The organism is Polaribacter sp. HaHaR_3_91 (assembly GCF_019278525.1).
Taxonomy (GTDB): domain Bacteria; phylum Bacteroidota; class Bacteroidia; order Flavobacteriales; family Flavobacteriaceae; genus Polaribacter.
This window is the reverse complement of the sequence record NZ_CP058986.1, coordinates 2,750,499-2,764,196: the sequence shown is the minus strand read 5'-3', so window position 1 is coordinate 2,764,196 and position 13,698 is coordinate 2,750,499. Positions and strand designations below refer to the sequence as shown.

Below are 13,698 nucleotides of genomic sequence, written 5' to 3'. Positions count from 1 at the left end.
TTTACAAATTAAGGATATAAAAAAGATGCAACATAAATTTATGAGTGACATTTCAGGCTTCATAACTTAATTTAATATTTATAACTTACAGTATAATTATTAGGTTCTGTTTTGTATTAAATTTCTCTTATAATTTGAATGAGACAATTGTTATTTCTGTTTCTTAAAATAGAGTTCATAAAAATAGAGGAAATAAAAAACAGTGAAAATTTTCACTAGTTTAAAGTTACTACTTGATATTTTAGTCTTATTTTTTACCTGTAGAAAAGTTTGAAAAAGGGTAGGGAATACTCTTTTGCATAATTGCTTGTTTATTTAATGTATCGCTAAGGTTATGTTTGTGTTTTTTGGTAAAATATTAGATATTTAATAAGTAAAAGTTTGTTTTTATCAATAAAAAACTATATTATTGATATGTCTAATAAAATCTACTAAATTAGTTTTTAGAGTTTTATATAAATTAGATTTAAGATAATTGCTATGTTATTTTACTAAAATAGGGACAAACATCATTGTGTAGTTATTTTAGGTAAGAATTGTATTTTTAACCTTAAGTAATGATATAAATAAGTTTATGAATTTTTTAATCCCCCGAAAAAATGAAAAGAAAAACAACTCAAAAATGGTTCACTCTTTTATTCGTTCTAAGTATTTTAAATACTTCTGCAGAGAATAATAAGGAGGTGAAAAGACTTACTAACAAGTCTACAGCTACTAAAACAATACTTATTGTTGATACTATTGGTAAACCTCCGGAGAACCAAGTAGTAACTTTAATGAATAATCATACTTGTTTTAATATGGTTATCAAGGTGAATAGCAAATACCGTCTATTGCAAGTTGATAAGACAAAGCGTAGAAATCTAAGGGTAGCGTAATAGGTAATTGACTAGGTATAGTATAGTCCTGTAAAAAATTACCCTATTTATTATTTTATTAAAATTCATAACAAACACAATGTTTAGAATAATTATTCTGAGGATAAGATTATATATATAATTTTATCCTAGAAGAATAGCATACAAAAAGTTTATAAATTTTTTAATTCCCCGAAAAATGAAAACAACAACAACTCAAAAATGGTTCACCCTATTGTTCGTTTTAAGTATAATAAATATTTATGCTACGAATGATAAGGCAAATGGTCTTGAAGGTCCGCCTAAGACAAAAACAACAAAAATTTCACCAACAAAATTACTTGCAGTAAATACCCTTGCAGATTTACCCAAAAACCAAATTGTACCCTTGGTTAATGATCTTACTTATTTTGATGGAGTTATTGCAGATGGTTCTAATTCATGTATTGATCTTGGACTTGCAGGTCTGTTATGTACTTCTGATGCATGGTCTGGAGATGGAGCAAATGCGGTGGATAATAATATAACTACAAATTCTACATCAACGACTACTGTAGCAGTGTTAAACCCTAGTTCTTCATTAACAATTACAGCTCCTTCTGCATTAGGGGATTTTCCTGCAGGAACTTATGCAGGTTTTAATATTGGTACAGGATTAGATGTTTTAAGTACAATTACTATTAAGTTATTCAATGGTAATACTCAAGTAGGAGGTGATTTTACTCCTTCTAGTGATTTACTATCTTCAATTATAGGACTTGGTGCATCTAAGGTAAATATTGGTTTTGTAGCACCAGGAGATTTTAATAAAATGACTATTACCATTAGTGGTGTTCTTGGAGGTTTAACGGTTAATTATCCATTTGTAAAAATTTATAAAGAAGAAACTACAACACTTGATTGTAATGAAGAGAAAGTAATTGCAGGGCCTGATTATCCTATGGCAATAGATGAAGTGGGGGTTACAGGACTTAATCTTAGTTTAGGTGATGTTGTAGCAAATGCAGATTATGTAATTGATTCAGATAAAAATAATCATGCTACTTTAAATGCAGGAGCAATAGGTGTTAGTGTTGCTGCTTCTTCTTTTTTATCAGTAAAAAAACAGCCAGATTATGTAACAAGTGTAACTACTCCTTTTGCGGCAGGTACGTATGCTGGTTTTAATGTGACTTTAGCCAACTTATTAGATGTAGGTGTTTTAGATAATATTATAATTACCACTTATTTAAATGATGGAATACGAGAAACAAGTGTTGGAAACACCAATCTTATAAATGCACCACTTTTAGGTGCTGCGTCACAAAATAGAGGGTTTATAACTACTTTAAGTTATGATGAAATTAGAATTACTGTTTCTAAGCCTGCTGGTGTTACTTTAGGAGAGGTTCAAGTAAATTATCCTATTATAAAAGAATACTGTTCGGCAGCGGCTTTAACTTGTAATGAACAAGTAGCGTGGACAAATACCACTTATCCTGTAGAGGTTTATAATCCTGGAGATACAGGTTTAGTAAGTGCGGGTATTAGTATTGATGGCTTAGATAATATTATAAATTCAGATACAGATGACTATGCAGAATTAGGTTTAAATATAGATGTTTTAGGAGCTTTAGAAATAGGTGTTTATGATGTTTTAGACAATTATGCAGCTACAACAACGAATCCTTATTATGTGGGTTTTGTAATAGAGTCAGAATCACTAGTGGCAATAGATGTATTAAGTAATACTACTATTTCTACTTATCTAAATGGAACTTTGGTAGAGTCTAAGTCAGGAGGTACTCTTTTGGTAGGTGCGCCTTTGTTAGCTGCAGAAAACAAGCAGACTATTGGTTTTCCTGCTACGGGAATTTTTGATGAGGTAAGAATTAAGTTTGCAGCACCAGTCGCTGCTGTAGATTTAGGTACCATTAAAATATATAATAGTGTCATTCAAAAAATGTGCAGTACAACGTTAGAATGTAATACGTCTTACAATTTAAGTTCTCCAACATTTTCAACCTATATAGATTTTCAACAGACAGGTGTTTCGGGATTAGCATGTGTAGGTTGTAGTGTTGTTAATGCAGGTAATGTAATAACAAGTGACGATACAGATTATGCAACAATTAATGTTTTAGCAAGTGTCGGAGGCTCTGCTAGTTTAACTGTAAGAGATGCAACGAATAGTTTCCCTGCTGGATCATATGCTGGTTTCTCAATCAACTATGATGATGCTTTAATTAGTTTAAGTATTTTACAAAACAGTTTAACTATTACTACTTTAAGTTCTAGTGGGGCAGAGTTAGAGTCTAGTACCGTTGGTAATTTAATAGGGTTAGATTTATTGACAAATATTATTGGAGTATCAGGTTCTGGTGATCTTAATCTTGGCTTTAAAACGACACAGGCTTATTCTGGAATAAAAATTTCAGCTTCCACATTGGTAGGTGTAGCTTTAGATAATGAAATTAAGGTTTATGGCGCTTTCGTAGATACAAGAGGAGCTACAGAAGGAAGTTTTGCTACTTGTTTAATAGATACAGATAATGATGGTATTGATGATAGTTTAGATATTGATGATGATAACGATGGTATTATAGATATTATAGAAAACGGTAATTGTCCTATTGAAGATAAGGTTGAAATTGTCGAATTGTATAGTGAAGATTTTGGTACGGGTACAGGAAGATCAAGTAATCCGTATGTAGAAAATCATCTTTATGATACTAATGGTGCCATACCAGATGGTTCTTATGCTATTGTTTCTTCTAACGCTCCTGGTTTACCTGCTTACAACCGTACAGATCAAATTGGAGATATAGATGCAAATATAGATGAGTTTACAGGACCTGCAGGTGGTTCTACAAGTGGTAGATACTTATCCATTAATATGATAAATACAGGTAACACTGAGTTTTATCGTCATAGATTGAATAATTTAATTATTGGGGCAGATTATAGATTTCGATTAGATATGGCGGGTTTATGTAATGGTTGTGCAGATGCTCCTATATTCAGATTAGAAGTACAAGATACAAGTGGAAACGTTTTACAAACGGTTTCTTCAAGTTCATTGGGGGTTACTAATAATGATACTTGGGTAAGAGTAAACTTAGATTTTACAGGTACTACTGATGAAGTAGATATTGTAATTTATAATGACCAACCCAATGGTGGTGCAGGTAATGATGTTGGGGTAGATAATATTGTTTTTAGTGTTTTACAATGTCCAGCAGAATTTAATGATGAAGATAATGATGGTATTATTAATAGTTTAGATTTAGATTCAGACGGAGATGGTTGTCCAGATGTTATGGAGGCAGGAGTACCTGGTGTATTAAAGACAACAAATGTAACTAATGGAAACGGAACAGATGCTTCAGCGAATATTAGCGAACCTACAGATAATGCTATTTTAGATATTGCAGCTTCTGGTCAATCTGTGGGTAGTAACGGTTTAGTAGCAAGTATAGAAACAGATGATACTGCAAGGGCAATTACAACTTATCCTTCCAATTATTTAACTTATGCATTAAATAATAATATTAATGGCTGTGGAACAGCAATGATAACGCAAGTATTTCAGTCTGATGGAGAGCGTTGGATAGAAATAACAAACATAGATCCTAATAATATAGTTGCTCCAAATACAGCTAATGTTGCTTTCTATAAAGACAGAACATTAGATCCATCAGGCTCATTGTCTCCAACCGCTGCATTTGCTAATACAAGTAGTATTGATGGAGGGAAGTCTATATTAATATCCATGGGGTCTGTTACAAATAAATTATCTACTGCAACGGAGCATGTAAATACAGACGTTACAGACTTTAGTGGTGAAAATGATATTATTGTATTAACAAAAGACATTGATTATAAAGCTTGGGTTAATAGAACAGATGTAATAAGAAACATTGCAGATAGCACAAGTTATGTGCGCATAGATTCTGTATCTGTACCAAATACAAACTTTGAATCGAAAGAATGGATTGCTTTTATAAATGATGATATTACTACATATACAGATTTAGAAAGTGATGCTTCTATAGAACGTCATGCTCATGATCCATTGTTATCTGAGATTGCTTCTGCAAATATTGAGGCTAACATAAAACCAGGATTACATAGATTTGGTTTTACAAATAGAATAAGTGGAGATTGGTCTAATGGTTATCCAGATAGATCTAGAGAAGTGGTTGTTTCGGAAAGTTACGAACATATAGAGAAATTAAGTGCTCGTAAATTAGAAGTTAAAAGTAATACTGTGTTTAGTGTTACAGATCATTTATTAGTTGTAACTAATAACATTGTTTTAGACGGAGAAATTAGATTAGTTAGTACAGATGATACTAATAAAGCACAACTGGTACAAACACATGATGGAGTAAAACAAATTACAGGTTCTGGTAAATTATTGGTAGATCAAAAATCTATGGTACCTAGTATGTATAGATATAATTACATGAGTTCTCCTGTAAATACTGTTGGAGAAACTAATTATACCATAGAAAGTGTTCTAAAAGACGGTAGCAATGTCTTAAGTCATGGAGGTGTAATTGGTCAAGGACCGACTGATATTGCAAAAAACATAACTTTTATTGGTGGTTATAATGGTACATGGAGTACAGATCCTATATCTATAGCAGATTACTGGGTGTATACCTATGCTAATGGAGCAGGAGATAGGTCTAATTGGGAGCATAAGTACAAAAATCAAACAATTTCTGAAACGGATGGTTTTATTTTTAAAGGACCTGATCAAAAGCAAAATTATACATTTGTAGGTACTCCAAAAGATGGAGATATGAGTACAACAGTGGGAACTGATGAATCTTATTTAGTAGGGAATCCTTTTGCAGGAGCAATTAGTGCAAAGAAGTTTATAGAAGACAATACAGAAAGTGGAACAGGTTCTATTACTGGTAATTTATACTTCTGGGAACATGCAGCTGAACAAAGTGGATGGGGTACTGCAGGGCATAATTATGGAGGTTATGTTGGAGGTTATGCTCTTAGAAATATTTCTATGGGATTGGCTGCTAATCAGGTTTCCTCTAATAATGGTTCGGACTCGGTTTTAAGTTTAGTTGAAGCAGAAACTTGTGTTCACCTTAACGGAGCAATAGTTTATACTGATCCTGTTAATATAGGAGTTAGTGGTGCGCGTCTAACTGCCTATAATGAAGGTGTTTCTTTCGAGAGTTCTATTGATGCAGATAAATTTATTTTAAAGTATAAGAGTGTTGGTGGTATTTCATTAAGTATTCAAGTGAATCAAGGAGATATTCAAGAGCTTCAATTAGCTTCTTCAGGTGCAGATATGTATTTAGAGATTCAGTCTCTTACAGATGTTAAAGTAGGAGATACTGTAAAGGTGAAATACTCAAGTAATACTGTTGTAAGTTTATATTTAGATGCGTTTACTTTAAAAGGACGTGTTGTAAATGAAGGGGCTCCATCAGTTGGAACTGGAGAATATCAAATACCTGGGCCATATATTGCTATGGGGCAAGGGTTCTTTGTTGAAGGAGATTCAGATGGAGGTTCAATCGAATTTAATAATAGTCAAAGAGAGTATGTGAAAGAAGGAAGTGAGTCCATTTTCTTTAAAAGTGATACTCATTCTAAAAAAGAAAGTGTAAAAGCGGTAAGCAAACTTGCTATTATTAAATTAGGGATGGATTATATAAATGAAGAAGGTTTAGGACTACATAGACAGATAGGTATTTCTTTTAAAAATGGTAATTCTTTTGAGATTGAAAAAGGGTATGATGCAGCAATGTTAGATGTTGGTGAAACCGATTTTTATTGGAAATTCTCTAATGATGAAGGTAAATACGCTATTGCAGGAGTACAAAATATTTCCGATGATTTAGAAGTTCCTTTATACTTGTCATTAGCTCATGACGGAAGGGTAACTATAGGTATTGATGAATGGGAAGCTATTGATAGAGAAGTTTATATAAAAGATAAATTAACAAATGTGACGTACTTAATTAGTGATGGTCGTTTTTCTTTAACCCTTTCAAGCGGAAGTTATACAGATCGTTTTTTCTTAACATTTCAACAAAGTACAAACAGTACTCTGGATGTTGCAGACGATATAGCAATACTAAACAAAAGTATTACTGTTTTCATGGATAATGATACGCAAGAAATCGTTATTAATAACGAGAATAATGTTCAACTGAAAAGCGTAAAACTATTTAATTTATTAGGTCAAACAATTGGTTCTTGGAAAGATTTAGATCAAACAACTACGCAACAGAGGTTAAAAACAAATAAATTATCTGAAGCGATTTATATCATAAATGTTGAAACAGAAAAAGGAAAAATTTCTAAAAAAGTTATATTAAATTAGTGAGTGGGGAGAAATGACGTTTTGTAAATAGCAAACGTTGGGATTAATTATTTGTTTAAATAGTTCTATTGGTTTTTATTACAAAAATCAATGGGGCTATTTTTTTGTAAGAATATCAACGATTGCTTTTGTTGTGAAATACAAGAACCTTCAAAAAGTATTATTTTTTCTTTTATTCCTGTAGATTTCTGTATTTTCGTTTTTTATATTTCTATCAGTTGAATTTAAGCTATCCAATAACATATATTAAAGGAATTAGTGTACAGAGAGCAGCGCTTATGTACACCGAATTAGGTATAAAAACATGTAATGATTTACTCAACTTTTTTCCTTTTAGATATATAGATAAAACAGCTTTTTATGCTATAAAAGATTTACAGCCCAATTCTTCTGAAGTACAAATTGTAGGGAAAATTACACGCGTAAAATCGGTAGCTCAAAAAAGAGGAAGTAGGCTAGTAGCAACTTTTCAAGACGCTACAGGTTCTATGGAATTGGTTTGGTTTAAAGGTCAAAAATGGATTAAAGACTCTTTAAAAATTAATGAACTCTATGTGGTTTACGGTAAGTTGAACCATTATAACGGCAATTTTAGTATTCCACACCCAGAGTTAGAATTGGTTACGGAATACAAGAAAAAGTTGCAATCTAAAATGCAGCCTGTATATCCATCAACAGAAAGATTAGTGAACTCTGGTGTTTCAAATAAATTAATGCGTAGTTATGTTCAGTATGTATTACAGCAGTTTTTTGAAGTATTTACAGAAACATTATCACAAGAAATAATAGATGACTTTAAGTTGATGTCTAAGCGTGATGCTTTGCTGAATGCACATTTTCCTAAAAATCAAGAAAACTTAGCTCAAGCCCAAAATCGTTTAAAGTTCGAAGAATTATTTTTTATTCAGTTGCAGTTATTGAGAAAGAAACTCATTAATAAAACAAAAATAAAAGGCTTTGTTTTTGAAAACGTAAGTGATTATTTTAATACTTTTTATAAAGATCATTTACCTTTCGATTTAACAAACGCTCAAAAAAGAGTTTTAAAGGAAATTAGAAAAGATGTTGCTTCAGGTGCGCATATGAATCGTCTTTTACAAGGAGATGTTGGTTCTGGTAAAACGATTGTTGCTTTATTAAGCATGCTTTTAGCTATAGATAATGGTTTTCAGGCAACTATTATGGCGCCAACAGAAATTTTGGCAACCCAACATTATCATGCTATTTCAGAGATGTTGAAAGACATGGATATTAATATCGATTTATTAACAGGATCGGTTAGAATAAAAAAACGAAGAGAAATCCATGCGAATTTAGAAGACGGAACTTTACATATTTTGATTGGAACACACGCTTTGTTAGAAGATAAAGTGAAATTTAAAAACCTAGGAATTGCAATTATTGATGAGCAACATCGATTTGGAGTTGCACAAAGGGCTAAATTGTGGACTAAAAATTCTTTGCCGCCCCATATTTTAGTAATGACGGCAACACCAATTCCAAGAACTTTGGCAATGTCTGTATATGGAGATTTAGATATTTCTGTAATAGATGAATTACCTCCTGGAAGAAAGGAAGTAAAAACAGTACATCGATTTGATAAAAATAGATTGTCGGTTTTTAAATTTATGCGTGATGAAATTGAAAAAGGAAGGCAAGTGTATATTGTCTATCCGTTAATTCAAGAATCTGAAGCCATGGATTATAAAGATTTAATGGATGGTTATGAGAGTATTTCTCGAGATTTTCCAACACCAAAATATCAAATAAGTATTGTTCATGGAAAAATGAAACCTGCAGATAAAGAACATGAAATGCAGCGTTTCGTAAAAGGAGAAACACAAATTATGGTAGCAACAACTGTAATAGAAGTTGGTGTAAATGTACCTAATGCCAGTGTAATGATTATTGAGAGTTCAGAACGATTCGGGCTTTCACAATTACATCAATTAAGAGGAAGGGTTGGTAGAGGTGCCGACCAAAGTTACTGTATTTTATTGTCTAGTTATAAGCTATCCGAAGAAGGAAAAACACGTTTAAAAACCATGGTAGATACCACAGACGGATTTAAAATTGCTGAGGTAGATTTAAAATTGCGAGGCCCAGGAAATTTAATGGGTACCCAGCAAAGTGGTGTTTTAAACCTTAAAATTGCCGATGTTGTAAAAGATTCTAAAATTTTAGTTGCTGCAAGAAATACAGCAATTGCAATTTTGCAAGAAGATGGTAATTTATCGAAACCAGAAAATAAAAATATTAAAACAGCCTATTTAGAATTGTCTAAAAATTCTAAAATTTGGTCTAATATTAGTTAGTGCTTTATTGCATTTTTAAGTGTTGGATGCGGTTGTAATCTGGATAGTTGCTTTTTTTACCTGTTATTTTTCGTATATTTGATATTGTTTGTTTTAATCTAAAAAAAAATGAAATTGTATACAAAAGTAAAATGGGTTCTTGGAATATTAATGATTTTTATTTTAATTATTGCTACGAATCTAATCGATAGAAATAATTTTGTAAGAATAAAAGATTCTTTAGAAACTATTTATGAAGATAGGCTTGTTGCTAAAGATTTAATTTTTAAAATTTCTAAATCTGTTCAAGAAAAAGAATTGGCACTAGCTAAATTGGACTCTACGTTTTATTTAGGTAGAAATAAACAAGTAAATGTAGATATTGAAAAGGCTATTAATACCTTTGAAGGAACAAAATTAACCAAAAAAGAAGCTAAAGTTTTTAATGATTTTAAAAATAATTTAGCAGTTTTAATAGAGTCAGAAAACTCCACACCTTTTGAAAAAAGTTCTTATAATAGTAAGATATTAAATGTAAAAGAAAACTTATATGCATTGTCTGAAATTCAAATGAATGAAGGAAAAAGGCAAATGTCTATAAGTAAGAGGGCAATTGATTCAATAGAGCTTTTTACACAACTAGAAATATACGTATTAATTTTTCTAGGTATTGTAGTTCAGGTTATTGTAATTTATAAACCTAAAGAAAAATAAGTAGACTCAATTTTAAATTTTGTAAGGCAGAATAATAAATCTGATTTATTTTTTTAATAACATTTATATTAATCCTTTGTTTTTAGTAAAACTAAATAGTAATAAGAAAAACAAATACCTATTGCTACCATACCAACTCCAATAAGCAAAGGCGAATTATAGGCATAACCATACGTAATTGGCAATCCGCCGAAAAAAGCACCCATGGTATTTCCTAAATTAAAACTAGATTGACCTCCGGCAGCGGCAATACTTTCTGATCCTTCTGCAGAATCTATTAAAAGCATTTGTATTGGAGATGAACAACTAAAAGCAGCAACACCCGTAATAAATGCCATTGAATAACTCATAAATGGAATGTGGGCTGTAAAATAAATGATTATTAAACAGAGCATCATAAATATAAAAGAAACGGTTACTGTTTTTTGTGGCGTAATAATATCTGCTAATTTTCCGCCTAAAAGGTTTCCTATTATCATTCCCAAACCAACTAAAACCATTACAAACGGAATTCCGTCTTCATTAATTTTGGTAATTTCTGTCATAAGAGGTGCTATATAGCTTAACCAAGCAAATAAACCACCGGTTCCAATAGAAACCATACCGATTATAACCCATGCTTTTTTTGTTTTAAAATATGCTAGTTGACTTTTTTTACTAACTTGTGAAAGTGGTTGCATTTTAGGTATCCAGAAGTATATCGAAAGCATCGATAATAAACCAAATAAACTTATTATTAAATACGTGTATCTCCAAGAAAAATGATGCCCAATATAAGTACCTAAAGGAACTCCAATAAGGTTTGCAATTGTCATACCGGTAACCATAATAGCAATTGCCTGTGCTTTTTTACCAGGGTCTGCAAATTTTGCAGCTACTACAGAGCCAACTCCAAAAAACGCACCATGTGGCAAACCTGCCATAAATCTAGAAACGAGTAAAAGGGAATATATTGGAGAAACAGCAAATAATGCATTAAAAACAGCAAACAATAGCATTAAAAAAATTAATACTTTTCTAGGTGAATATTTAGCGGTAAATAGAACTAAAATGGGAGAACCAATAACAACGCCTAGTGCATATAAAGAAATTAAATGTCCTGCAGAAGGAATATCAATATTTAAGTCTTTAGCAATATCAGGTAAAATACCCATCATTGTAAACTCTGTCATTCCTATGGCAAAAGTTCCTAATGCTAGTGATAATAAACTCTTTTTAATCATATAATTTTTTTGACATCCTTTTTTAAAAGTTTGGCAAAAGTACTATTTGTTCTACTTCTTAGAAGCATGTTATAGAATAGTTTTATTTAATTTTAATGTTATTTTTTATTCTCAAAACTAAAACATTTAATTAGACACCACTTTTAACCCAATGATAGAAAAGATTAAAGTAGAAAGAAAAAAAAGTCGCCAAAAAGTAGCAGGTTCTTTAAAAACAAGAATTCCTAATAAAACTGTTCCAACAGCACCTATTCCGGTCCAAATGGCATACGCGGTTCCAATTGGTACCTCTTGTGTAGCTTTTAAAAGTAGAAACATACTAATAAATAAACATACTAAAAAACCAATGTACCAATAAGTGGTTTCTGTACCTGTACTTTCTTTTGCCTTACCTAGACAAGCAGCAAAAGCAACTTCAAAAAGTCCTGCTATAATTAATAGAATCCAATTCATTTATAAGGTATGTTTTTTGATACTAGTTATTCATGATGTTACAAAATTTGTATCTTCCATGAATAAAAGTGTAAATTTAATTATAATTTTTAAAGAACTTTATCTTAGTAAAGGAATAACATTCATATTTATTTTAACCAACTTTAAATGTTAGTAAACTTCTAACAAAATCCATTTCGTCATTCTTTTTAAAGTGTCTATCTTTATCGGCTGTAATTAGTCACTTATTTAATGGAACTGTACAAAGAAAATCAACTGAAAGTATACAACTCTTTAACAAAGAAAAAAGAGAATTTTAAATCTATAACAGACGGATACGTGGGTATGTACGTTTGTGGTCCAACCGTTTATAGCAACGCACATTTAGGAAATGTTAGAACCTTTATGTTCTTTGATGTTGTGTATAGATATTTATTGCATTTAGGCTACAAGGTGCGTTATGTGCGTAATATAACCGATGCAGGCCATTTAGAAAACGATGCGGATGAAGGCGAAGATAAGATTGCTGTAAAAGCACGTTTAGAACAAATTGAACCGATGGAGGTTGTACAGCGCTATACTGTAGATTTTCATGATGTTTTAAAAAACTATAATTTTCTACCACCAAGTATAGAACCTACTGCAACAGGACATATTGTTGAGCAGATAGAAATGATTAAAGAAATCATAGAAAAAGGTTTTGCATATGAGGTAAATGGTTCTGTCTATTTTGATGTACATGAGTATAACAAAAAAGAAAATTACGGAATTCTTTCTGGTAGAAAAGTAGAAGATTTATTAAATAATACAAGAACTCTAGACGGTCAATCTGATAAGAAAAATCCACAAGATTTTGCACTTTGGAAAAAAGCAGATGAAAAACATATTATGCGTTGGCCTTCTCCTTGGAGCGATGGTTTTCCAGGATGGCATTTAGAATGTTCCGTAATGAGCACAAAGTATTTAGGCGAAAGTTTTGATATTCATGGTGGTGGAATGGATTTAAAATTCCCGCATCACGAATGTGAAATTGCACAATCTAAAACATGTAGTGGTGTTACGCCTGTAAATTATTGGATGCACACAAATATGCTTTCTTTAAATGGACAGAGAATGGCTAAATCTACTGGGAATTTTATTTTACCTAATGAAATTTTATCTGGGGAAAACAACATTTTACCAAAACCATTTTCTGCAAGTGTAGTTCGTTTTTTTAACATGCAAGCCAATTACAGAAGTATTTTAGATTTTTCTGGAGATGCATTAGAAGCGTCAGAAAAAGGACATTCTAAATTGATGGAAGCTGTTAATTTCTTAGACAAGATTGAAGCAGGAAAAACATCTACTTTTAATGTTCAAGAATGGAAAAAAGCATGTTATGCTGCCATGAATGACGATTTTAATACACCAATGTTAATTCCACAATTGTTTGAAGCTGTAAAAGTTATCAATCAAATAAAAGAACATAAAGCAAGTTTAAAAGCAGAAGATTTAGCCGAATTTAAAACTACAGTAAATGCATTTGTTTTTGATGTTTTAGGGTTGATGAATGAAAATTCTCAAGACAATTCAGAAAAAATAAACGGTGTTGTAGAATTGTTGATTAAATTAAGAAAAGAAGCCAGAGAAAATAAAGATTGGGCCTTGTCAGATCAAATTAGAGATGAACTAATTGCATTAGGAATTCAATTAAAAGACGGAAAAGAAGGTACCACTTTTTTAATAAATTAAAAAGGTAATTACAAATTTCAAGTTTTTGAGTGTAATTGTCATTTCGAAAGAGAAACGATAGAGAAATCTCATCATCAAGATTTATTCATTTAATTCTTAAA

General features: G+C 31.3%; 7 protein-coding genes. 5 read left to right on the top strand and 2 right to left on the bottom strand.

Features of this window, described 5'->3' with window-relative positions:
* Positions 1–599: 599 nt before the first annotated feature.
* The 4 genes from H0I27_RS11655 (at position 600) to H0I27_RS11640 (ending at position 10,211) form a co-directional block, all read left to right on the top strand.
* Positions 600–878: a hypothetical protein gene (locus H0I27_RS11655; protein ID WP_218730871.1), complete on the top strand. Its 279-nt coding sequence runs from the start codon at positions 600–602 to the stop codon at positions 876–878.
* Positions 879–1,056: 178 nt separating this feature from the next.
* Complete coding sequence (locus tag H0I27_RS11650) at positions 1,057–7,203, top strand: T9SS type A sorting domain-containing protein (protein WP_218730870.1); 6,147 nt, start codon at positions 1,057–1,059, stop codon at positions 7,201–7,203.
* A 218-nt stretch (positions 7,204–7,421) separates the two neighbouring features.
* Complete coding sequence (recG, locus tag H0I27_RS11645; protein WP_218730869.1) at positions 7,422–9,518, top strand: ATP-dependent DNA helicase RecG; 2,097 nt, start codon at positions 7,422–7,424, stop codon at positions 9,516–9,518.
* Between the two features lie 108 nt (positions 9,519–9,626).
* Positions 9,627–10,211 carry an MCP four helix bundle domain-containing protein gene (locus tag H0I27_RS11640; protein WP_218730868.1) on the top strand — a complete coding sequence of 195 codons (585 nt, stop codon included), beginning with the start codon at positions 9,627–9,629 and terminating at the stop codon, positions 10,209–10,211.
* 68 nt (positions 10,212–10,279) lie between these two features.
* Here H0I27_RS11640 and H0I27_RS11635 read toward each other — a convergent pair whose 3' ends face one another.
* A complete protein-coding gene (locus H0I27_RS11635; protein ID WP_254713085.1) occupies positions 10,280–11,434 on the bottom strand; it encodes an MFS transporter in 1,155 nt (384 codons plus the stop codon).
* Positions 11,435–11,560: 126 nt separating this feature from the next.
* Positions 11,561–11,887 carry a multidrug efflux SMR transporter gene (locus H0I27_RS11630; protein ID WP_218730867.1) on the bottom strand — a complete coding sequence of 109 codons (327 nt, stop codon included), beginning with the start codon at positions 11,885–11,887 and terminating at the stop codon, positions 11,561–11,563.
* A 231-nt stretch (positions 11,888–12,118) separates the two neighbouring features.
* Here H0I27_RS11630 and cysS point away from each other — a divergent pair, with 231 nt between their 5' ends.
* Complete coding sequence (gene cysS, locus H0I27_RS11625; RefSeq protein ID WP_218730866.1) at positions 12,119–13,597, top strand: cysteine--tRNA ligase; 1,479 nt, start codon at positions 12,119–12,121, stop codon at positions 13,595–13,597.
* Positions 13,598–13,698 lie beyond the last annotated feature (101 nt).